Below are 23,190 nucleotides of genomic sequence, written 5' to 3' on the forward strand. Positions count from 1 at the left end.
CCGCCGGAGACGGCGGGCCTTTTCGCATGGGAAACGACCATGACCCAAAATCCGCATGATCTTGCACGTCGCCTTGCCGATCGTGCCGAGACGGTGTGCCGGCACTACCTCTCCAGCGGACGCCGCGAGGGTGGCTACTGGCTGGTTGGCGATGTGCGTAACACGCCCGGCCGCTCGATGTACGTCCGGCTGAAGGACACGCCCAAAGGCCCAGCCGGCAAATGGACCGACGCGGCGACCGGCGAGCATGGCGATCTCCTCGACGTCATCCGCGAAAGCTGCGGCCTGGTCGATTTCAAGGACGTCACGCACGAGGCGCGGACCTTCCTCAGCATGCCACCGCCGGAGCCGGAATCGCACCAGCAACCGCGGCAAAGCCCGACCCCGCAGGGCTCCCCCGAAGCGGCGCGCCGGCTGGTTCACATGTCGCAGCCAATCTACGGCACGCTCGTACAGGCGTATTTACGGAAACGCGGCATTACGAATTTACGCGGAACCGGAAGCCTGCATTTCCACCCGCGCTGCTACTATCGGCCCGACGAGCAATCGCCGACCGAGACCTGGCCGGCGATGATCGCGGCCGTCACCGACCTCGACGGCAAGATCACCGGGGCGCATCGCACTTGGCTCGATCCCCGCCGACGCGACAAGGCGCCGATCGACACGCCGAGGCGGGCAATGGGCGATCTTCTCGGCAACGCTGTTCACTTCGGCCTCCGCGGCGAGGTGATGGCGGCCGGCGAAGGCATCGAGACCGTCCTGTCGCTCCGCCAGGTCCTTCCCGAAATGCCGATGCTGGCGGCGCTCTCAGCGGCGCATCTCGCCGCCATCCTGTTCCCCGACACGCTGCGGCGGCTCTACATCGTCCGCGACAACGATCCGGCCGGCGACGGGGCGCGCGATAGCTTGATCGAACGGGCGAACGCGGTCGGGATCGAGGCGATTGTCATCTCGCCTGAGCTGGGCGACTTCAACGAGGATCTGCGCACCCTCGGCCTGGACACATTGCGCATGGAAGCCCGGTTGCAGGTCGCACCGCAGGACGTCGCCCGCTTCATGGCGTTGGCGGCATAGCCGGCAGGCGAACGGGCCTGCGGTTCGGCGCCGTGCCCGGAGGATGCGTCAATCCGTCGGAGGGGGACCGCGCCTCGGCCTTCGAGAGGGCGATCGGCCCACAAGCCGGCCAGCCGGGCAATGGCGGCGGCCGACTATTTTCCGGCGCGGCCTGATGGCCGCTTTCCATCGCGAGGCAAAATAGCCGGCCTTAGCCATCGAGCCCTGCGCTTGCGCTCCGGGTGCCCGGCCGTCCGGCCCGTGGGCTTCGTCGCCATGAAGGCCGCGACGGTCGCGGTCCCACCGACGGAGCATCCCATGCGCGATCACGACGACTTCGAACCGCACCACGAATCCTCACCCACCGACCATGTCCTCAACGAACTCCAGCTCCACGGCTACCGACCCTTCACCGACGAGCCCGACCAGCGGCTACTGCCCGACGGCAACCAGGTCGCGGGCGCTGTCGCCGACATCTTCGACGCCCTGATCGGCACCCTGGAGGACACGCGCCTCGAACCCGACCTCGACGATCTCCTCTGGTCGACCGTTAACGTCTTCCACCGCGCCACCGACCGGATCGGCCGGGAACTGGACGACAACGAGCAGGCCCAGAAGCGGGGGCAGCGCGAACAGGACGGCAGCGAGGTGAAATCCGTCGAACTGGAGCGCTTGATCGCCGAGGGCATGACGCTGATCGAGCGCCGGAACGCCTTCGAGCTAATGCGCGACCAAGCCGCGGAACACTACGAGCGCCACGTCGGAAAGACTTGGCTTCCGCGCAGCGGATCGAAGGTCAACCATCGCAATCTCACCTCGGCGATGATCGACAGCCGCGACTTCCTGATGGCGAAGAAGCGCGCAGACCAGGAGGTACTCCTGCCGCCGGGCCCGAAGATCGTCGTCACCGGCGGGCTCGACTTCGATGACCACCGGCTGATCTGGGCCAAGCTCGATCAGGTCCACGAGAAGCATCCCGACATGGTGCTGATCCACGGCAAATCGCCGAAGGGCGCCGAGAAGATCGCCTCGCTCTGGGCAAAGAATCGCAACGTCCCGCAGATCGGCTTCGCGCCCGACTGGACGAAGCACGGCCGAGCAGCACCCTTCAAGCGCAACGACGACATCCTGGAGATCGTGCCGAAGGGCGTGATGCACTTCCCCGGCACCGGCATCCACGACAACCTTGCCGACAAGGCCAAGAAGCTCGGCATCCCAGTCTGGAAGTTCGGCGGCGCGTGAGCGCCGCACGACTTCAAACGACTGACTACGATCGGGTATTATCGGCAGAAACACCAAGTTCTCGCCGACAGGAGGCACATCTGGACCTTGATCACATTCAACTCGCCGCGCGCGACGCGCCGCTGGTGATGCCATGGCCATCACCCGGGCTCCCCGGCGGAATGATCCAGTTCAACGAACCCGACGAATGGCGACGATTCATCGTCGGGCTCGGCATCGACGCGCGCATACCCGACATCGTCCAGCTCAAATTCCGGCGCGCACAGGCGCTCTATCTGCTCGGCTGGATTGGACTTGTAACGGTTTTGTGCCGGTCACTTGAGAGTTTAAGGCTCGTTCAAGGAGATCGACGAGATGATCAAGCATAGCGAAGAGTTCAAGCAGGAGGCGGTGCGCATTGCGCTGACCAGCGGGTTGCCGCGCGAAAGGGTCGCGTTGGATTTGGGGATCGGCAAATCGACCCTGAACAAATGGGTTTCGCATTATAGTCCGTCGGATCTGGTGTCCGCGCCGCAGGCCGATCTGGCCCGGGAGAATGAACGGCTCCGCCTGGAGAACCGTATTCTCAGGGAGGAGAGGGAAGTCCTAAAAAAGGCCACTCAGTTCTTCGCGAGCCAAAGGCCGTGAGGTTCGCCTTTGTGCACAGCTGGCGGCATCGCTGGCCTTTGGAGTTGATGTGCCGTGTCCTGCAGGTGAGTGAGCGCGGCTATCGGTCCTGGCGGTCGCGCCCGATCAGCCATCGGGAACGGACAGACATGAGGGTGCTGGCTCATATCCGGGAACAATATAGCCTGAGCCTTGGCAGCTACGGTCGCCCCAGGATGACGATGGAGCTCAAGGAAGCAGGCCTCGTCGTTGGCGAACGCCGGGTTGGCCGCCTCATGCGGATCAACGGGATCAAGCCGGTCCGCACCCGCAAGCACAAGATCACGACGGACAGCCACCATCGCCTGGGCGTCGCAGCGAACTGGCTGGACGGCGATTTCGCCACCGATGCGCCCAACCGAAAATGGGCGGGCGACATCACCTATGTCTGGACACAGGAAGGCTGGCTCTACCTTGCCGTCATCCTCGACCTGCACAGCCGTCGGGTCGTGGGCTGGGCGGTCAGCGACAGAATGAAAAAGGATCTGGCGATCCGGGCGCTCGATATGGCGGTGCGCCTGCGCCAGCCACCCAAGGGCTGCATTTTTCACTCCGATCGCGGCAGCCAATATTGCTCTTATGACTATCAGAAGAAGCTGCAGGCCTACGGCCTGCGTCCATCGATGAGCGGCAAGGGTAATTGCTACGACAACTCCGCCGTCGAGACATTCTTCAAATCCCTGAAGGCGGAGATGATCTGGCGGCGGAACTGGCCAACCCGGCGACAGGCAGAAGCCGCCATCTTCCAGTACATCAACGGCTTCTACAATTCCCGTCGCCGCCATTCATATCTGGGTGGCATCAGTCCGCTCGCATTCGAAGCCAAGGTGGCATAATGAGATAAGTGACCGGCGCAAAACCGTTACAAGTCCAACCTGATCCAGGCCGCATCCGGGTTTGCCGCGCTCTCGATTCCTATCACCGACGCTCCGAGCTACGCGCCGTCCGTCATTTGCGACAAGATCTCCGGGTTGGCGATTTCCAACGCTATTCTCGCCGGCCTGTTCGATCGGCAAAGGACCGGCGAAGGGCAAGAGATCGAGGTCCCGATGTTCGAGACCGCGATCGAATTCAACCTCATGGAAACCTTCGCCGGCGCAGCCTTCGAGCCTCCGCTCGGCAAGCCCGGATATGCTCGCATCCAGGTGCGTGAGCGAAAGCCCTTTCGTACCGCCGACGGCTTTGCGTGCATCATGCCCTATTCCGACAAAAACTGGCAGGATTTCTTCGCGTTTATCGGGCGTCACGACCTGATAGGAGACGCCCGTTTTCTTCTGCTTAGCGAACGGTCGTCGTGGTTTCCGTTTCTCTATGGACTCATTGCTGAAGCAGCTCCGCTCCATACGACAGACGAATGGGTCGCCTTCTGCGATGAGGCCAACATCCCGTGCATGCCTGTCATCGATCTCGCCGATATCGGCGATGACCCGCACGTCAAGGCCGTGGGGCTTTTTGAAACGGTCGAACATCCGTACGCCGGCAAGTATCATTCGATCAGGCGCCCTGCGAGTTACAGCGCCGCACCGTTCGAACTGCGATACCACGCTCCGATGCTCGGGCAGCACAGCCGAGAAGTCCTTCTCGAGGCGGGATTGACCGAAAGCGAGATTTCCGACGCTCTGTGCGAATCCGATCCAAAAGTTCCTGATACGCAAACCTTGTGAGCGCGCGATGACCGACGCAGAAGCCTCAAACCCGCTTTTCAGTCCGTATCAACTCGGGGAAATCGTGCTCCCCAATCGGGTGATCATGGCCCCGATGACGCGGTGGCGCTCAGGGCCAGGTTTCGTCCCACTCGCCAGCACAGTGGAATATTACGCGCAGCGCGCGAGTGCCGGGCTCATTATCACCGAAGGGAGCCCCATCAGCGAACAGGGACGCGGCTATCCCGACGCGCCGGGCATCTACACCCGCGACCAGATCAAGGGTTGGAAGGCCGTCACTGACGCGGTCCATCAAAAAGACGGCCGTATCTTCATCCAGATCTGGCACGTCGGTCGAATATCGTATGTCGCGCGGTTGCACGACCTTCCGCCGCCCGTCGCCCCGTCGGCCATTCCCGCTCCCAACCAGCAGATGAAGATCGGCGGGCAAATGGTCCGCCCTGCCGAGCCCCGCGCTCTCGAGCTGACCGAGATTCCCGGAATCGTCGATGATTTCCGGCGAGCCGCCGCGCATGCGCTGGAGGCGGGCTTTGACGGCGTCGAGCTTCACGGTGCCAACGGCTATCTCCTCGATGCCTTCGCCAAAACGGGGATGAACGCCCGAACCGATGCCTATGGCGGATCTATCGCCAATCGCTCACGGCTGATGCTGGAGGTGACCGAGGCCGTCGCAACGGAGGTCGGGAGAATGCGAACGGGAATTCGGATCGCTCCCGTCAATCCAACCAACGACAGCTCGACCGACGATGCCCAGGAGCTCTTCGAATATATCGCCGCGAAGCTGAACGACCTGCAAATCGCTTATCTCCATGTCGTTGAAGGCACCTCGATGGGAGATCGCAACACGCCACCGTTCGATTACTCCCGGCTTCGGAGCCTCTTCAAAGGTACCTATATCGGCAGCAACGGTTACGACCCTGAGCTGGCACGACATGCCATCGAAACCGGCAACGCGGACCTCATCTCCTTCGCGCGCTCGTTCGTCGCGAACCCCGATCTGGTCGAACGATTCAAGCGCGGACTGCCTCTGGCGAAGCTCGATCCTGAGACGCTCCTCGGCGGCTCCGACGCCGGCTATTCCGATTATCCCACTCTCACTTAGCCGCTTGCAATACCCACGCGTCGAGGTGAGATTGTTACCGCCATGCAGCACCGTTACGGACCTGAAAATCGATTGATGATCGTCCCGGGCTCACCACCGAACCCTGGGTCTTTTCGATGAGCAAACAGAATTTCTGGTCGTCGGTTTTAACCCCCAAGGATGTAGGCTCGGGCGTGCCGAGCGCAATCAAGTCTGCCGCGCGCGCCCTGAGGGTATTGGAGTTCTTTGCAGAAATACGCCGCGGCGCGAGGGCGAACGAAATCGCCGAACGGCTGGAGATGCCGCAGTCGTCCACCTCTGTGCTGCTGGCCAGCCTGGTCAAGCTGAACTACCTCGATTTCGATTATACGACGCACACCTACCAACCGACGCTAAGGGTAGCGATGCTGGGGGCATGGCTCGACACCGGGCCGTTCCGGGACGGCTCGATGCTGCAGATGCTCGAACGCGTCGCCGACGAGACTTCGGGCTTGGTCAGCTTGTCGCAAGGCAATGATATTTACGTGCGCTACCTGCACGTCATCCAATCTCACAATCAGGCGCTTCACCTCTCGTTGGCCCTGCGCCGCTATATCGTCTGGAGCTCCGCCGGCATCTCCCTGCTCGTCGGTCGATCTGAAACCGAGATCAAAAAGCTCGTGGCGATCACGCGCGCTCAGGATGATCCGCTGGTCGACCAGATTAAGTTCGAGGAGGTTCTGAAGATGGTCCGGGAAGCTGAACAGCAGGGCTATTTCTTCTCCCGCGGTATGGTGACCGAAGGCATGGGGACAATCTCGATGCGCTTGCCCGCATCACTCACCTCCAGCCAAGGGCCGCTCGTCTTCGGCATAGGCGGGCGCCTCGAAGTTCTCGAGCGATCCGAGAAGACTATCGTCGAGCAAATGCGCGGCGAACTGGACAAGCTGGAGCGCGACCGCAGGCGCTTCCAACAAGGATAAGGCTGGCCACCTCCGCGTTACCGCTGGCCGCGTAGACACATGCACACTGTAGCATCTGCGGGCTCATGCCGGCGTGCTCGTTGCCGCGGCGACAACTCCAGCGCACTCGAAAGCGCATCACGAATCTAATGTTTCTCGACCACGGTTGTCTGCGCCAAGCATCCCGACCAAGAAAGGGAGACGACATCAACCAACCGATACGGAGCGCTGACGAGTCCTCCGACGCCATCATTCCGAGCCCGACGTGAGCGTCGCGAATGAAGCGCTTCAATCGCGTGCCAAGTGACCAGGCAGCGTGCTGTAGATCGGGCGACATGAAACACGACGACACGCGATCATTCGCCGTGCCGTCTCGAACCAAGGAGTGCCGCCATGAGCGAGCCCGATATCTTGCTCTACACCGCCTCGACGCCAAACGGCTGGAAGGCCTCCGTTATGCTCGAGGAGCTCGGCGTTCCCTACGACGTGAAGTCGATGGATCTCGCGGCCAAGGAGCAGAAGGAAGAGGCATATCTCAAGATTTGCCCCAACGGACGCATCCCCGCCATCGTGGACCGGTCGAACGGCGACTTCGCGGTCTTCGAAACGGGCGCGATCCTCATCTATCTCGCTCGCAAGTACGACAGACTCCTCCCGACCGACGCCAACGAGGAATCGCGCGTCATCCAGTGGTTGATGTTCCAGATGTCCGGCGTTGGTCCGATGATGGGCCAGGCCAACGTTTTCTACCGGTATATGCCCGAGAAGATCCCGGTCGCGATCCAACGCTATCAGAGTGAATGCCGTCGCCTTTTCGAGGTGCTCGACCGTCAGTTGCAGGGCCGCGAATTTATCTGCGACGAATATAGCATCGCAGATATCGCGCACTGGTGCTGGGTTCGTCTCTACGATTGGGCGGGCGTCGACGTCACCGGCCTCGACAATTTGATGGCATGGGAGTCGCGAATGGCGGCCCGTCCCGCCTGCATTCGCGGAATCGAAGTCCCGGAACCGGCGGGAGTCCTGGACACGACCAACAAGCATGTCGAGGCCGCCAAGAGCCTCTTGCAGCGCTAACGTACAGCCACCGTGGAGAGGGCAGAATAATGCTGGAATACCGTAGCTTTGACGAGATCGTTAATCACCCCGGGCTGAGGATCGTGCTCGTTCAGGGAATGCCGAGCCCATGGGGCCAGGCCGCGAAGACGTTCTTCGAGATCAAGGGTCTCGATTATGTGGCCGCGCCCTGGACGGTCTTCGAGCCGAACGATCCGATCCGCGCCTGGGGCGCAGCCGACAGCGCGCCGATCGTCGCGTGGCGTGATGAGCGCCCGATTCACAGCTGGCTAGACATTCTGCTCCTCGTCGAGCGCATCAAGCCGTCTCCGGCGCTTCTTCCGTCGGAGGTCATGCTGCGCGCGCAGGCGATCGGCCTGTCGAACGAGATCTGCGGTCGCGGGGGGCTCGCCTGGAACAGGCGCCTTCAGATGGTGCAGCCCGCCTTTGCCGACGAAGCTGGGCCCAATCCGGTCGCTACGATGGGACTCAAATACGGCTATGCCGATGAAGAGGTCGCCCACGCCGGGGAGAGGGTTGCCAAATCCCTGCGTGCGCTGACGACCCAACTCAAAGCGCAATATGCGGCAGGCAATCCCTATTTCGTGGGTGATCAGCTGAGCGCCGTCGATATTTACTGGACTGCGTTTGGTAACTTCTTCGACCCGCTTCCAAGCCCCCACTGCCCAATGCCTGACGACTTCCGCCCCACCTTCACCGCGAGCGATCCAGTCGTGCTCGAAGCGCTCGATCCGATCCTGCTGGAGCATAGGGACCGGATCTTCAAGGAGCACTTCCGCGATCCCATGGAACTCTGACTTGGCGCCGGACCCGCGAACATTAACCCGAGGTCGGAAATGACCGTTCGATGTGAGCGGGTTCGCACAGACGTTGCGGGCGGAATTGCTACGGTCACCCTCGCCCGGCCGGCGAAGCTGAACGCTCTGGACATGGAGATGTTCGAGGCGTTGGCCCGCGTCGCGTCGGCCTTGGCCGAGAGCGCCGACGTCCACGCGGTGGTTCTGTCCGGCGAAGGCCGAGCCTTTTGCGCCGGCATCGACCTGGACGTCCTCCAGGCGCTCCCGCGGGAGGAAAACCGAAAGCTGCTCGCTACCCGATCACACGGCGCTTCGAACATCTTTCAGCACGCGGCCATGGCGTGGCGGACATTGCCTATGCCGGTGATCGCTGCGCTTCATGGATCAGTCTTCGGAGCCGGCCTGCAGATTGCGCTAGGCGCGGACATGAGGGTGGCGGCCCCGACTGCCCGCCTATCGGTCATGGAATTGAAGTGGGGATTGGTGCCGGACATGGGAGGCATCGCTCTCCTGCGCGGGCTCCTGCGCGACGATGTTGTCCGCCGGCTCGTCTATACCGGGCGCATCATCTCATCCGAAGAAGCGCTTGCTATCGGTCTGGTCACGCAACTCGACGAAGACCCGCTTCGCGCAGCTACCGCAGTCGCGAAGGATATTACGGAGCAGAGCCCTCAGGCGGTGCGAGCCGCTAAGCGGCTGATGAACGCGATGGCCGATGGAAGGACAGCCGATCTCCTTCGACAGGAGGCCGAGGAACAGCTCGGACTTCTCGGCAGGTCAGAGAACCTTGAAGCGATCGCTGCCAACCTCGAAGGACGGGCGCCCGCCTTCGCAGACCTTCCCTCCAGATCGTGATCGCCCGCCGCACAGGATATTCGGCCTGATTTATCGGGCTCCACGCCGCTTCGACAGACCTGGCGCAGTTTGAATTTAGGAGTGAGTTCGCTTGGCAACGTTTGATTTTGATCTTGTCGTCATCGGAGGCGGCTCCGGCGGAGTGCGCGCCGCGCGCATCGCCGCTGGTCATGGCGCGCGTGTGGCGCTCGCGGAGGAGCATCTTCTCGGCGGGACATGTGTCATCCGAGGCTGCGTCCCAAAGAAGCTTTTCGTCTATGGCTCCCATTTCGCGGAGGACCTCCGTGACGCTCGACGCTTCGGGTGGCGGGTACCGACACCGGAGTTCGACTGGATTACCTTACGGGACAACGTCCTGAGCGAAGTAATGCGTCTCGAGGGCCTTTATCGTCAGACGCTCGGAAATGCAGGAGTCACCATCTACGGCCAGAGAGCAACGCTGAGCGGCGAACATGAAGTGACCCTCGACGACGGGACGGTCCTTACCGCCGCCAAAATCCTCATAGCGACAGGCGCACGCCCGGCGCTCCCGCCCATCCCCGGAACGGATCTCGGAATCACGTCGAACGAGGTCTTTCACATCGATCACCTGCCCGAGCGGATTATCATCACGGGCGGTGGCTACATCGCCAACGAGTTTGCTGGCATCTTCAACAAGCTGGGCTCGAAGGTGACCCTCCTCAATCGAACGTCGACGATGCTGCGGGGTTATGACGAGCAGATCAGGGATCGCTTGATCCAGATCTCGACCTTGAAGGGCATCGACATCCGCTTCGAGGCGCAGATTGAACGCATCGAAAAGGCCGATGATGCGTCACTTAACGTCATGATCGCGAACGGCGAAGAGATACCGACCGACTGCGTGCTGTTCGCAACGGGCCGATTGCCCAACAGCGCCGGTATGGGGCTGGAGGACCTTGGGGTCGAATTCGACCCGGTCGGTGCGATCGTTGTAGATGAGCGCTTCCGCACCGCGGTCCCGTCAATCTTCGCAGTCGGTGACGTCATCAACCGCGTTCAACTCACGCCCGTCGCGATCCGCGAGGGGCACGCGTTCGCAGACACGGAATTCGGCGGCAAACCGCGCTCGGTGGACTATGACTGCATCCCGTCCGCGGTCTTCAGCCATCCGCCTCTTGCAGCGGTCGGTCTTACCGAGGCACAGGCACGCGAACAGTTCGGAGGGGCCAAGATCTACACTTCGGATTTCCGCCCGATGCGCAACGTTCTCGCGGACCGCAACGAGCGCGCCCTCTATAAAATGGTCTGCCACCCGGAAACGCACAGGGTTCTTGGCCTTCATATGATCGGGCCCGACGCTCCGGAAATCCTCCAGGCAGCAGCCGTCGCTGTGAAGGCAGGCCTCACAAAGGACGCCTTTGACGATACCGTAGCCCTTCATCCCAGCATGGCAGAAGAATTGGTGCTGATGCGGTGACACCCGCGGAGGTGACCGTCAAAGAGCGCGATATGAAACAGGCCGGCCGCGATCGCCATGTCGATCCGGCCGTGAGCGTCGGATATGGGCTCTTACTGCGCGCCGGCTTCGCACTCACGTATGTCATCTACGCGATGCTGTTCAAGCTCGCCAATCAACATGGCGGCAGCGGCCCCGTCGATATGTTGTTTTATCGCGCACTCTTTGCGCTGCCACTCGTGTTCGCTTGGTCGGCGCGACGATCGGGCATCGCTACACTGATTCCGAAAAGCCCGATCGCGCACCTATGTCGATCAGCACTTGGCGTTCTGGCGGTACTTTTTACCTATGAGAGCTTCATTCTCCTCCCACTACCGCTTGCCGTCACCATTAGCTTCACGGCGCCGATCTTCGCGACCTTGCTTTCCGCGCTGATATTACACGAACGTGTGGCACTCCACCATTGGCTTGCGGTTGCGATAGGCTTTGCCGGCATCGCCATCGCGAGCAATCCGGGGGCAACGAATATATCTTCAGGGTCAGTGGCGATTGCGATGACATCGGCCGTCTTGCAGGGCGCTGTAACCGTTACCTTGCGGCGCCTCGGGAGGAAGGAGACAGCAGGAAGCATCGCTTTCTGGTTTCTTGTCTGCTCGCTGTTTGTGGGGGCCGCAGCGATGCCAAGCTATGGCCACTGGCCAGATCGCACTGGGCTCGTGCTTCTTGCTGCCGGAGGCGTGGTGAGCGCGTTGATGCAAGTGATGATGACCGCCTCGCTACAGCATGCGCCAGTCGCGTTGTTGTCGCCGATCGATTACTCGCAGATCGTGTGGGCCGCTTTGTTAGGCTTGGCCATATTTGGCGCGATGCCGAGCGCAGAAACCCTGCTGGGCGCTACGCTCGTCACCGCGAGCGGCGTGATGGTGACCTGGTTCGATCGCAGGGCACGGCGACGAGCTGAGGCCTCATTCGTGCCTTAACAGGTCGCAAGTCTTCCTTCTTAATTTCCGTCCGGTGGCGACACGCGGCTTCAGGCACAGCCCTGTGGCCCCGTTCCTGCCGGCCTGATTTGGCTCATTCGGACTTCCTGAATTGCCAGGTTGGCACTCACCATCATGCGAAGCGCGGCGCCATCACAAGCATAATCTTTGACCCGGTTTCTTGTGCATCCCTCTCGAAGTGGAGCACAAGATGACAATCCAGCGGCTCAGTCGATGGCCAATGGCCCCTCGCCCCACATCTGAACTAATCGAACAAATCAAGATATCAGGAGAGACAATATGGGAAGGTTGGCCGGTCGAAACGTGGTGATTACGGGCGCTGCGGGAGGGATTGGCCTCGCCACCGCAAAGCTTTTTCTCGCGGAGGGCGCCAATTTGCTGCTCGTGGATCGCGAGCCCATCGAGCGCCCAGACTTGCCCGATGCCACCGACAGTCGATGGATCACGGTTCAAGCGGACCTTTCCATCATGTCCGAACTCGACAAGATTACCGACGCTGCGCGCAAGGCCTGGGACAGGATCGACGTCTATTTCGCTTGTGCGGGCCTCATCAAGATCGCGCCGCTCGGGGGCATTACTGAAGAGGTTTATGACAGGCACATGGCGGTCAACCTCAAAGCTGTCGTTTTCGGCGTCCAGAACATACTACCAATGATGAACGAAGGAGCATCGATCGTACTGATGAGCTCCTGCATGGCGGACATGGGAGCGCCGGGCTACAGCCCCTACGGCGCGACAAAGGCTGCGGTGCGATCGCTTGCTCGCAACTGGTCGCTTGATCTCAGCGATCGCAAAATTCGGGTCAATGCACTGATGCCGGGCGGTATACAGACGCCCTTGCTCCAGGATTCGCTGCCCGCCGACAACACGGAGGTTGTGGAAAGCCTGCTCCCGCGCATCCCAATGCATCGGATCGGGGATCCGGACGAAGTGGCGCAGGCCGCCCTTTTCCTTGCGTCGACCGCGAGCAGCTACATGACCGGCGCAGGTCTCGCGATCGATGGTGGCATCGGCCAGGTCTAGTCGCGGGCTTGCACGGCCAAGCGGGACGACACGAAGCTGGGAGATCAGCAGCCGATCGAACGTCGGGACATGAGTGGGGCCTGAGCAGTGAAGCAAGCCGCCGCCGGTCTATCTCGCGAATGATATTACAAGGAGTGCATAATGTCCGATCAGCAGGAATATAGCCCACCCCCAGTGTGGACTTGGGATCAGCCCAGCGGGGGCCGGTTCGCATCCATTAACCGCCCGATCGCCGGCCCCACGCACGACGAGGAGCTAAGGGTCGGCGAGCATCCGTTTCAGGTCTATTCGCTCGCGACGCCCAACGGTCAGAAAGTGACCATCTTCCTCGAGGAATTGCTCGCAGCGGGACACAAGGGTGCCGAATACGACGCTTGGCCGATCATGATCGAGAAGGGAGATCAGTTCGGATCCGGCTTCGTCGAGGTCAATCCAAACTCCAAGGTTCCAGCACTGCTCGACCGTTCCGGCGCCACGCCGGTCCGCGTCTTTGAGTCTGGGGCGATCCTGACTTACCTGGCCGAGAAGTTCGGCGCATTCCTGCCGACCGATCCAGCCAAGCGCGCGGAGACCTTCTCCTGGCTCTTCTGGCAGATGGGCAGTGCACCCTATCTCGGCGGTGGATTCGGCCATTTCTACGCTTATGCGCCGCAGAAGTTCGAATATCCTATCAATCGCTTCGCGATGGAGGCCAAGCGCCAGTACGACGTTCTCGACCGCCGGCTTGCGGAAACGCCCTACTTGGCCGGTGAAGAATACACGATTGCCGACATCGCGGCCTGGTGCTGGTACGGAAACGTTGTCCAGGGGCAGCTCTACGGCAACGCAGCTGAATTCTTGGCTCTTCACGAATACACGAACGTCCAGCGCTGGGTGGCGGCGATCGCCGACCGTCCCGCGGTAAAGCGCGGACGGATCGTCAACCGCTTCTTCGGTGAGCCGTCCTTGCAGCTCCACGAACGCCACGATGCAAGCGACTTCGAGCTGCGGACCGAGGACAAGAAGCCCGCAGCCTGATGGCGAAGTCCGAGCTGCACGCCGAGGTCGAGCGCCGTGTCGTCTCAGGCATTTCGGTGCTCATACCGTGAGTATCGCGCCCTTCGTTACAGCAGCGCGCTCGCCTGCCCGATATGCTTGTCAAGCGAAGCAAGGAAGCAGGCAGTATCCGGTGAAACTGGTTGTACGGAGTTGATGTCAAGTCAGGAAGAGCAGAAACGTGCAGCGCTGAACCCCACATCGAAATCCATCTTCAGCGTGCACTGCACCGACAAATCGGGAGTATTGGTCGTGAAAGCAGCTGCCATCTTCTGGTTACCGGTTGGAGCCCTACCTCTGCCATCAGCGGCCAAACGCATTTTTAATAGCGCCTCGAATCGCGATGCAGATGCGGAGGTCAGTGTATTGAATAAGTGTTATCTCATCGCGGCCATAACTGGAGCTTAGCAGGCGACCTACATCCCAGGCGATATCAACCCATTTGGAAAGGATCGTCATGAGACAGCTTTCAGGAAAAATCGCACTCGTCACCGGTGGCAGCACAGGCATCGGTCGCGCGACAGCGGAGAGGTTCGCTGAGGAAGGTGCGACCGTCTACATCTTCGCGCGGAACAAGAAAGACCTTGAGGCAGCCGCAAGCGAGATTGGTCACGGCGTCATTGCCGTTGCCGGCGACGTTACGAAGACGGGGGACCTCAAACGCCTTGTGGATCGTATCAAGTCGGGGCATGGCCGCTTGGACATCGTCGTGGCCAACGCGGGCACCGTTAAGTCCGAGACGCTCGCTGAAGCGACGGAGGAGACATTCGACGAAACGCTGGGCACCAATTTGCGCGGCGTCTATTTCACCGTCAGCAATGCCCTTCCCCTGATCTCGAAGGGCGGCTCAGTCGTCTTGACTTCGTCCGGCCTCGGTTACGCCTCGTTCCCCGGCTACGGACCCTATAGCGCTTCGAAGGCGGCGGTTCAGTCGCTGGCGCGGACTTGGGCGCTCGAGCTCGCCGAACGCGGCATCCGCGTGAACACGGTCAGCCCTGGCCCGATCGAGACGCCGATCATCGACAAGCAGGTCAAGCCGCCGGTTACGGGAGAGCAATTACGCGAGAATTTCGCGCAGCTCGTGCCGATGAAGCGGATCGGCGAGGCGCAGGAGGTCGCTGCCGCGGTGCTGTTCCTCGCCAGTGATGAGAGCAGCTACATCTCCGGAATCGACATTCCGGTTGATGGCGCCCTGTTGGCGTCGCTTTGAAGCCTGAAGGGCTCCCGGACCTATGCTCCGGGAGCCTTAGGCCCACCAACGGCGCCCGTCCGCCTTTTCCCCATCTCGCCCGGACCTAACCCATGGATCGGCGTGGCTCTGGTGCGGCCCAACTGGCGAACAAGCGCTCATGGGGGTAAGCGCCATGCCGCGGTCCCGATCAGCGCGCTAAGAGGAATGGTGCGGGTGGTCGGGCCCGAACCGACAGTTTTTGCGGAACCGGATTTTCAAGTAAGTTGAGTTTATTGAACGCGTCCTTCGGGTGGCGAGCCGACCCTTTTCGAGCTCGTTCAGCAACGCCTGCTCGCTCCTATGCTGCACCTGCAGATTAGAGCGAATCCGCCGATGTGTACGCCATTGCCCGAAATTGCCGCACGGCAGTTTAAGGGGACTTCCAGTACCTATACCTATCGGTATCAATCGCCTCAGCAATGAAGGAGATTGAGAATGCCAAAGACCGAAACCAACCAGATCAAGCGAACAATCCGGCGCCACCAATTGCGTGAAATGGTGCCAATGGCCGACAGCACTATTTATGAAATGGAGCAGCGCGGCGAGTTTCCCCGACGGTTCGCGCTCTCGCCACGTTGCATCGTGTGGGACCTAGCCGAGGTAGAGGCTTGGTTGATCGCACGACGGACCGCCACGATCCGTCGCGCGCAACACCCCGACGTGAACAAGCGCAAATCCCGTCCAGTCAGAGAGCGGGATCAAGCTCCATCGAAGGCATAGCTGGAGGCAGCAGCGTGGGGGCATGCCTGCAACCGTCCACCCAAGCATCCACGGTATCCGCCCACTCCTGCATCATATGCCGGCGCTGCACCTCGTATTCGGCCTTGTTGTAGACGCCGCGCGACGAGCGCCCATCCTCATGAGCCAAGCATTTCTCGATCCAATCCCGATTGAAACCAAGTTCGTTCAGCAGGGTCGACCCTGTTCGCCGCAGGTCGTGGACTGTGAATGGCTCGAGCGGCAGACCATCTTGTTTGGCCTGCTCAACGACCGAGTAAGAGACTCGGTTGAACGTCGCTCGAGACATTGGGGCATCGGCGTCGTAGCGTGACGGCAGCAGATAGCGGGAGTTGCCGGCGCAGGTCTTGAGCGCAATCATGATGTCGAGGGTCTGGCGGCATAGATAGACGTTGTGCGCCTTCGAGCGCTTCATTCGCTCCTTGGGTATCGTCCAAACGGCGTTCTCGAAGTCGACCTCATCCCATACGGCGTCTTGCAATTCGCTCTTGCGCACCATCGTCAGCAGGAAGAGCCGCATCCCCAAGCGGATCGTCGGCAGTGTGGCGACCTTTTCCAGCTCTTTCAGCATCACTCGAATTTCCGCTGGCGACAGAGCCCGATCTTTTGGCGTGAACGTCGCGATCGATGCTGGTCCGACGTCATCGGCCGGATTGGCAACCTTCTCGCCATGCAAGATCGCGAAGCCGTAAATTTGTTTCAGGATATCCCGGACGTGGATCGCCGTCGCTGGCGCGCCGCGATCGACAATTTTTCCACATTGGGCGCGCAGATCGTCCGGCGTGATCTCGGTAAGCAAGCGGTTGCGCCACACCGGCAGTAGCTCTCGTTCAAAGATGGAACGACGCATCGCTCGGGTGCTATCGGCCATCGGCGCGTTCACCAGCCACTTCTCGCCGAACTCGCCGAAGCTCTTCGCCTCCTTGATACGGCGTTTCTCGCGCTGCTTCTCAATGGCCGGTGAACGGCCTTCGCTGATCGCTCGCCGCGCGTCCAGGCACAGTTCCCGGGCCCGGGCCAGCGAAATTCCATCTCGCCCGTATTTGCCCAGGTAGACCGTCTCGCGTCGTCCATTGAGCCGATAGTCCAGCCTGAACGAGAGGGAGCCCGAGGGCGCAACGCGCACATACATGCCGTCGCGGTCCGTCACCTTGTAGATTTTCTCTTGTGGTTTCAGCGCCTTGAGCGCCGCATCCGTCAACATGATATGCCACCTCCAAAAAAGTACCGTCATGCGGCTTCGGGGGGCTCTCGTCGGAAAAGTCTGCGTATTGTCAGCAGCTTAGCGTGAAAAAAGTACCGTCAGGAGCCTCATCTGCCCTGACGGTACTTTCAAATTTGCGAGCGATCAATATGCGCAAGGGCCGTCGACCGGGCCGCCGGTTCTGATCGCTACCCGCCGATAGGTGCCGATAGATAGAGATGGAAATATTTATTTATATCAGTCGGTTAGATCGTACTCTGGCGTAGCTTCGGATACGCTCGGATAGGCAAAAATCATTCCCACTCGATCGTGCCGGGCGGTTTTGACGTATAGTCGTAGACCACCCGGTTGATGCCCTTCACCTCATTGATGATCCGGGTCGCGACGCGGCTCAGGAACGCCGCGTCGAAGGGGTAGATGTCGGCCGTCATGCCGTCCGTGGACGTCACCGCCCGCAGCGCGCACACGCTGTCATAGGTGCGGTAATCGCCCATCACGCCCACGGTCCGCACCGGCAGCAGCACGGCGAAAGCCTGCCAGATCGCGTCATAGAGGCCCGCATTGCGGATTTCCTCCAGATAGACGGCATCCGCCTTGCGCAATATGTCGCACCGCTCCTTGGTGACTTCGCCCGGAATGCGGATCGCAAGGCCCGGCCCCGGAAAAGGATGCCGCCCGACGAAGATGTCGGGAAGTCCCAGCTCACGGCCCAGCGCCCGCACCTCATCCTTGAACAGTTCGCGCAGCGGCTCGACCAGCTTCATGTTCATCCGCTCAGGCAGGCCGCCGACATTGTGATGGCTCTTGATCGTCACCGAAGGGCCGCCGGTAAAGCTGACGCTCTCGATCACGTCGGGATAGAGCGTGCCCTGCGCCAGGAACCCGGCGCCGCCGATCTTCTTCGCCTCATCCTCGAACACGTCGATGAAGGTCTTGCCGATGAACTTGCGCTTGGCCTCCGGGTCGGTGACGCCCGCCAGCCCGCTGAGGAACAGCGTCTCCGCATTCACATGGACGAGCGGGATGTTGTAGGCGTTGCGGAACAGCGAGACGACCTGCTCCGCCTCGCCCGCCCGCATCAGGCCATGGTCGACGAACACGCAGGTCAACTGGTCGCCAATCGCTTCATGGATCAGCACGGCGGCCACCGCGCTGTCGACGCCGCCGGACAGGCCGCAGATCACCTTGCCGTCGCCCACCTGCGCGCGGATTTCGGCGATCTTGGTGGCGCGGAACTCGGCCATCGTCCAATCGCCGGCGAGGCCGCACACATGGCGCGCGAAATTGGCGATCAGCTTGCCGCCATCGGGCGTATGCGCCACCTCCGGGTGGAACTGCATGGCGTAGAAGCGCTTCGCCTCATTCGCGACGATGGCGTAGGGCGCGCCCTCGCTGGTCGCGACCACCTCAAACCCTTCGGCAAGGCGCGTCACCTTGTCGCCATGGCTCATCCACACCTGATGCCGCTCGCCCGCCTTCCACAGACCGTCGAACAGGCTGCAGCTTTTCTTCACTTCAATGAAGGCGCGGCCGAACTCGCCGCTCTCGCCGCCTTCCACATTGCCGCCCATCTGCTGCATCATCGTCTGCTGGCCGTAGCAGATGCCCAGGATCGGAATGCCCGCGTCGAAGAAAGGCTGCGGCGCGCGCGGGCTGTCCTCCCACATGACGGAGGATGGCCCGCCCGACAGGATGATGCCCTTGGGCTTCATCCGTTCGAACGCTTCGGCGGCGCTGTTGAACGGGGCGATCTCGCTATAGACGCCCGCCTCGCGCACCCTGCGCGCGATGAGCTGGGTCACCTGGCTGCCGAAATCGACTATCAGGATGGAGTCCTGGACGGGGAGAGTCATCGAATCGCCTTTTCTCGCGCGCCGGTGGGGAATGCGGCGCGGTTAATGCGGCGGCGCGGCAAAGTCCAGCGAACCGCCTTCATCCCTGGCCGTTCCCCTCTGGCCGATGCAAGCGGCCAGGGCTAGCACCAGCGCCGCGATCAGGAACGCGCTGCCGATGAAGGGCAATGGCGCGCCGGACCCGGCCGACAGCGAATAGATGGTGCCGAAGAACAGAGGGGAGATGACGCCCGCTATGCTGCCCACGCTGTTGTTCGCGCCCTGAAGCTGGCCCTGTTCGGATTCCGACACGCGGCGGGTCATCAGCGCCTGTATGGTCGGCATGGCGAGGCCCCACAGCGCATTGGGGAACATCGCCGCCACGAACAGCCAGCCGGTCGGCGCGAACCCCATGCAGGCCAGACCGATCGCACCGAAACACAGGCCGATGATCATCGTCCGCCGGTCGCCCAGCCGCTTCACCACGGGGCCGACCAGCATCCCCTGCATGATCATGTCGAGACCGCCGGTCATCGCCAGCAGCGCGCCGACCTGCCACGCGCTCCAGCCATAGCGTTCGCCCGCATAAAGAACGAACACAGCGGAAAAGACATGATGGGCGAAGTAAAGCAGGAAATTCACGGTCGCCAGTCCCGCCAGTTCGGGGTGCGACTGCAGCAGGCGCATCGCGCCGAACGGATTGGCGCGTTTCCAGGAGAAAGCCATGCGCTTTTCCGGCGCCAGCGATTCCGGCAGGACGAAATATCCGTAGAGGAAGGCGATGCCGCACAGGCCCGACGCCGCCCAGAATGGCGCGCGCAGCGATATCTCACCCAGCGCGCCGCCGATCAGCGGCCCGGCGACGAAACCGGCGCTGAACGCCGCGCCAATCAGGCCATAGCCCCGCGCGCGATCCTCCGGCGCGGTGATGTCGGCCATATAGGCAAAGGCCGTGGTGAAGCTGGAGGAGGTGATCCCCCCCAATATCCGGCCGACCGCCAGCCACCACATGCTTGGCGCAACGGCCATCAGTAGGAAGTCCGCGGCCAGCCCGGCAACCGAAAGAAGGACGACCGGCCGCCGCCCGAACCGGTCGGAAAGCGACCCGATAATGGGCGAGCACAGAAACTGCATCGCGGCCCAGAGGGACACGAACACGCCGTTCCACACCCCGGCATAATGGGGCGAAGCGGCAAGCTGTTCGATCAGCGGCGCAAGCACGGGAATGACGATGCCCATCGACATGATGTCGAGCAGCGCTGTCACCAGGATGAAGGCGACCGCCGCCTTGCGATGGGTGTGGCCCACCAGGGGCATGGCAAACTCCGGACGCCCCGCGGGCAGTTATCGTGCCGTCCGGCGCCTACCGCTCGAAGCGGCGCGATGCAAGCTGATCAGAGTGGCGGGCGCGCCTCAGATAGTCGCCGGGTCGCGCGCCAGATAGACCTCGGCCACCCGGCCATCCTTCACCGTGCAGGTGAAGTTGCGCAGCTTGCCGCCGCCGTTGCGATAGCCGGAACGCTGCTCGACGCTGCCGTCGATATTCCATCCGCCATTGCCGGTCGCCTGCGGATTGCCGATGTCCTTGACCTCCGCATAGGTCCCGCCCGACGACGCCTTGTCGCGCGCCGCGACGGCGCAGGCGTCAACCGCCGCTTCCTCGCTGGCGATGTCGCCCTTACCGGCATAGTCATCCGAATAATCCCCGGCATCGCGATCGGCTGTGTTTCCGGCATAGGCGCCGCCAACGCCGGTGCTGCTGCCGCCGTCGGCCGTGACCGGGCCGCCATTGTCGCCCTCATAGGAGCGATCCCGCGAATCGCGGTCCTTCTTCATCGAATTGGCGACGATCACGGCCGCGCCCAGCAGGGCGGCGATGCCGACCGCATCGCCGAAGCCGAAGCCGTTGCCGCGATGATGCCTGTGACCGTAATCGCCCCAGCCGCGCCCATATCCACGGTCCCAGCGCCCGTCGCGCGCCATGGCGGGCGTGATGCTGCCAGCGATCAGCGCTGCGCCAACCAGTGAACTCACTGCAATCCGTCCGAGCCGCATGGCCATATCCTCTGCTGTACCGGACAGCATCTATACGCCCCCGGCTGTCGCATGTCTGAACAAATCGGGCTGCGGGTCAGTCGGGATCGGATATTTTGAGGCCGGTCCAATAAGCGGCGAAGGCGTATATGTCGGAATATTCGTCGATCACCTTGTCGACGGGCTTGCCCGATCCGTGGCCGGTGCGGGTCTCCACGCGGATCAGATGCGGCTTGCTCCCGATGTCCGCCGCCTGCAGGGCCGCGGCATATTTGAAGCTGTGGGCGGGCACCACGCGATCGTCCGTGTCCCCCGTCGTCACCAGTATCGCCGGATAATCCTTGCCCGGCAGGATGTTGTGATAGGGCGAGTAGCTGTAGAGGAGCGGAAAGTCCTCCGCCTTGCCCGGATCGCCATAATCGTCGATCCAGAACCGGCCGACGGTGAATTTGTCGAACCGCAGCATGTCCATCACGCCGACGCTGGGCAGCGCGGCAGCGAACAGGTCGGGCCGCTGGTTGACGACCGCGCCGACCAGCAATCCGCCATTGGACCGCCCCTCGACCGCCAACTGGTCCTTGCCCGTATAGCCGTTCGCCTTCAGATATTCGCCAGCGGCGATGAAGTCGTCAAAGACATTCTGCTTGTTCTGCAACCGCCCGGCATCGTGCCAGGACTGGCCGAACTCCCCACCTCCGCGCAGATTGGCGATGGCGACCGCCCCGCCCTGCTCCAGCCAGGCAAGGCGCGTGGCCGAAAAGCCGGGATTAAGGGAAATATTGAACCCGCCATAACCGTAGAGCAAGGTCGGCGCGGTGCGGCCGCTGATCGCTATGTCCCTGCGCCGGATGATGGTCATCGGGATCATCGTGCCGTCCTTCGACGGATAGGTGAGCTGCACCGTCACGAACGCTTCGGGATCGAAGGCGAGCCGCGGCTGGGCGAAAATCTCGATAGTCCCCGTCCCGGTGTCATAGCGATAGACGGTCGAGGGCATGGTGAAGCCGGAAAAGCTGAAGAAAGTCTCCGGGTCTCCGCCCTTCCCCGCAAATCCCGCCGCCGTCCCAATGCCGGGCAGCGGCACGTCGCCCACGCGCCGGCCGTCCATCTCCACCAGTTCGGCATAGGTCCGCGTATCGGCCAGATAGGCGATGACGATGCGGCTGCCGATCATCGATGCGCCCGACAGGGTTTGCGCGCGCTGCGCCACGATTTCCGCGGGTCTGCGGCGGCTTCGCTTGGCGTCCAGCGTCACCAGGCGGCTGTTGGGCGCATCCAGATTGGTGACGAACCACATGGTGTCGCCGCGGCTGCCGACGAAACGCCATTCATTCTGCAGGCCCCGCACCAGCGGCCGGGTCTTTACTGGTCCTCCGGCCAGGAAACCGTTCAGCGCGATCAGGGTGATTTCCTGCCGCGCCTCCGTCCCGCGCGACGATGTGATGACCAGCCATTGCCCGTCATCCGTAACCCGCGCGCGGTGATTCAACTCCGGCCTGTCGGGCGTTTCATAGACCATCCGGTCCTGCGCCGCCGGTGTGCCGACCCGATGATACCAGACCTTCTGCCCCCGGCTGGCGGACTGGAATGCTTCTCCCGGCGCGGGCGCTTCGAACCGCGAATAGAAGAAACCCTCGCTGCGCGCGTCCCAGCTCAGGCTGGAGAATTTCACCCAGGGGATATTCTCGTGGAATGTCCGGCCCGTGGCGACGTCCAGCATGTGCAGCGTACGCCAGTCCGTCCCGGCATCCTGCGTTGCGTAAAGCAGCAGGCGGCCATTGGGCGCAGGCTCCCACTCCGCCAGCGCCGTCGTCCCGTCATCCGCCAGCGCATTGGGGTCGAGCAGCAACCGCTGCTCGCCGTGCAGCCCCTGCCGCACATAGAGCGGCGACTGATTCTGCAGGCCGCTATTATAGGTGTAGAAATATAGCCCGGCGGCTTTGCGCGGCGTAGAAAAACGGCCATAATCGAATAGCTTGGCCATTCTTTTTCGCAACAGATCTCGACCGGGCAGCTTGTCGAGATAGCTGCGCGTCACCCGGTTTTCGGCCGCCACCCAATCCTCAACCGCCTTGTCCCGCCGCACATCCTGCTCAAGCCAGCGATAGGGATCACGGACCTTCACGCCGAAATGGTCTTCCACCAGGTCGAGAGCGCGCGTGGCGGGATAACGGATGAGCGGCTTTGCGGACGATCCAGCCGTCAGTCCGGCCGCTCCGCCCATCGCCGCCGGTTCTGCATATGCGCCGCCATGGATCAGCACGGACATCGCCAGAAGCGCGGCGATCAGCCTGGCGGGCAACTGCATCGATATCCTCTC

General features: G+C 62.0%; 21 protein-coding genes. 16 read left to right on the forward strand and 5 right to left on the reverse strand.

Annotated elements, in window-relative coordinates; all coding sequences use genetic code 11:
* Positions 1-39 precede the first annotated feature (39 nt).
* The 16 genes from KFK14_RS15865 to KFK14_RS15940 all read left to right on the forward strand — a co-directional run bounded on the left by KFK14_RS15865 (position 40) and on the right by KFK14_RS15940 (position 15,782).
* Positions 40-1,074, forward strand: coding sequence for a DUF7146 domain-containing protein (locus tag KFK14_RS15865; protein ID WP_212608322.1), 1,035 nt, complete (start codon positions 40-42; stop codon positions 1,072-1,074).
* A 297-nt stretch (positions 1,075-1,371) separates the two neighbouring features.
* Positions 1,372-2,295, forward strand: coding sequence for a DUF2493 domain-containing protein (locus KFK14_RS15870; protein ID WP_212608323.1), 924 nt, complete (start codon positions 1,372-1,374; stop codon positions 2,293-2,295).
* Positions 2,292-2,663, forward strand: a complete 372-nt coding sequence (locus KFK14_RS15875; RefSeq protein ID WP_212608324.1) for a hypothetical protein — start codon at positions 2,292-2,294, stop codon at positions 2,661-2,663. Before KFK14_RS15870 ends, KFK14_RS15875 begins: the two co-directional genes overlap by 4 nt.
* A protein-coding gene (locus KFK14_RS15880; protein ID WP_212608325.1) for an IS3 family transposase occupies positions 2,650-3,776 on the forward strand; the annotation gives its coding sequence in 2 pieces (ribosomal slippage) (positions 2,650-2,881 and positions 2,881-3,776; 1,128 coding nt in all). Before KFK14_RS15875 ends, KFK14_RS15880 begins: the two co-directional genes overlap by 14 nt.
* A gap of 42 nt (positions 3,777-3,818) precedes the next feature.
* The gene (locus KFK14_RS15885; RefSeq protein WP_281417190.1) at positions 3,819-4,604 is read left to right on the forward strand and encodes a CoA transferase; all 786 of its coding nucleotides are present in this window, start codon (positions 3,819-3,821) and stop codon (positions 4,602-4,604) included.
* A 7-nt stretch (positions 4,605-4,611) separates the two neighbouring features.
* The gene (locus tag KFK14_RS15890; RefSeq protein ID WP_212608326.1) at positions 4,612-5,706 is read left to right on the forward strand and encodes an alkene reductase; all 1,095 of its coding nucleotides are present in this window, start codon (positions 4,612-4,614) and stop codon (positions 5,704-5,706) included.
* Between the two features lie 116 nt (positions 5,707-5,822).
* Positions 5,823-6,647 carry an IclR family transcriptional regulator gene (locus KFK14_RS15895; RefSeq protein ID WP_212608327.1) on the forward strand — a complete coding sequence of 275 codons (825 nt, stop codon included), beginning with the start codon at positions 5,823-5,825 and terminating at the stop codon, positions 6,645-6,647.
* 372 nt (positions 6,648-7,019) lie between these two features.
* Positions 7,020-7,703, forward strand: coding sequence for a glutathione S-transferase family protein (locus KFK14_RS15900; RefSeq protein ID WP_212608328.1), 684 nt, complete (start codon positions 7,020-7,022; stop codon positions 7,701-7,703).
* 29 nt (positions 7,704-7,732) lie between these two features.
* Positions 7,733-8,500 (forward strand): glutathione S-transferase C-terminal domain-containing protein, encoded by a 768-nt coding sequence (locus KFK14_RS15905; RefSeq protein ID WP_212608329.1) that lies wholly within the window; start codon positions 7,733-7,735, stop codon positions 8,498-8,500.
* 39 nt (positions 8,501-8,539) lie between these two features.
* The gene (locus KFK14_RS15910) at positions 8,540-9,355 is read left to right on the forward strand and encodes a crotonase/enoyl-CoA hydratase family protein (protein ID WP_212608330.1); all 816 of its coding nucleotides are present in this window, start codon (positions 8,540-8,542) and stop codon (positions 9,353-9,355) included.
* 91 nt (positions 9,356-9,446) lie between these two features.
* Positions 9,447-10,793 (forward strand): glutathione-disulfide reductase, encoded by a 1,347-nt coding sequence (gene gorA / locus KFK14_RS15915; protein WP_212608331.1) that lies wholly within the window; start codon positions 9,447-9,449, stop codon positions 10,791-10,793.
* A gap of 11 nt (positions 10,794-10,804) precedes the next feature.
* The gene (locus KFK14_RS15920) at positions 10,805-11,752 is read left to right on the forward strand and encodes a DMT family transporter (protein WP_212608332.1); all 948 of its coding nucleotides are present in this window, start codon (positions 10,805-10,807) and stop codon (positions 11,750-11,752) included.
* A gap of 300 nt (positions 11,753-12,052) precedes the next feature.
* Positions 12,053-12,796: an SDR family NAD(P)-dependent oxidoreductase gene (locus tag KFK14_RS15925; protein ID WP_212608333.1), complete on the forward strand. Its 744-nt coding sequence runs from the start codon at positions 12,053-12,055 to the stop codon at positions 12,794-12,796.
* Between the two features lie 141 nt (positions 12,797-12,937).
* Positions 12,938-13,813 (forward strand): glutathione-dependent disulfide-bond oxidoreductase, encoded by an 876-nt coding sequence (gene yghU / locus KFK14_RS15930; RefSeq protein ID WP_212608334.1) that lies wholly within the window; start codon positions 12,938-12,940, stop codon positions 13,811-13,813.
* Between the two features lie 460 nt (positions 13,814-14,273).
* Positions 14,274-15,041: an SDR family NAD(P)-dependent oxidoreductase gene (locus KFK14_RS15935; protein ID WP_246524668.1), complete on the forward strand. Its 768-nt coding sequence runs from the start codon at positions 14,274-14,276 to the stop codon at positions 15,039-15,041.
* Between the two features lie 456 nt (positions 15,042-15,497).
* Positions 15,498-15,782, forward strand: coding sequence for a helix-turn-helix transcriptional regulator (locus KFK14_RS15940; RefSeq protein ID WP_212608335.1), 285 nt, complete (start codon positions 15,498-15,500; stop codon positions 15,780-15,782).
* Here KFK14_RS15940 and KFK14_RS15945 read toward each other — a convergent pair.
* The 5 genes from KFK14_RS15945 to KFK14_RS15965 form a co-directional block, all read right to left on the reverse strand.
* Positions 15,748-17,004: a tyrosine-type recombinase/integrase gene (locus KFK14_RS15945; RefSeq protein WP_212608336.1), complete on the reverse strand. Its 1,257-nt coding sequence runs from the start codon at positions 17,002-17,004 to the stop codon at positions 15,748-15,750. The two genes, KFK14_RS15940 and KFK14_RS15945, sit on opposite strands and share 35 nt — an antisense overlap.
* Before the next feature lie 293 nt (positions 17,005-17,297).
* The gene (gene guaA, locus KFK14_RS15950) at positions 17,298-18,857 is read right to left on the reverse strand and encodes a glutamine-hydrolyzing GMP synthase (RefSeq protein ID WP_212608337.1); all 1,560 of its coding nucleotides are present in this window, start codon (positions 18,855-18,857) and stop codon (positions 17,298-17,300) included.
* Between the two features lie 42 nt (positions 18,858-18,899).
* A complete protein-coding gene (locus KFK14_RS15955) occupies positions 18,900-20,153 on the reverse strand; it encodes a TCR/Tet family MFS transporter (RefSeq protein ID WP_212608338.1) in 1,254 nt (417 codons plus the stop codon).
* A 96-nt stretch (positions 20,154-20,249) separates the two neighbouring features.
* On the reverse strand, positions 20,250-20,891 hold the full coding sequence (locus KFK14_RS15960; protein WP_212608339.1) for a hypothetical protein: 642 nt from the start codon (positions 20,889-20,891) through the stop codon (positions 20,250-20,252).
* A 76-nt stretch (positions 20,892-20,967) separates the two neighbouring features.
* On the reverse strand, positions 20,968-23,178 hold the full coding sequence (locus KFK14_RS15965) for a prolyl oligopeptidase family serine peptidase (protein ID WP_212608340.1): 2,211 nt from the start codon (positions 23,176-23,178) through the stop codon (positions 20,968-20,970).
* Between the last annotated feature and the right edge of the window lie 12 nt (positions 23,179-23,190).

The sequence above is a fragment of the Sphingobium phenoxybenzoativorans genome, from assembly GCF_018286635.1.
GTDB classification, from domain to species: domain Bacteria; phylum Pseudomonadota; class Alphaproteobacteria; order Sphingomonadales; family Sphingomonadaceae; genus Sphingobium; species Sphingobium phenoxybenzoativorans.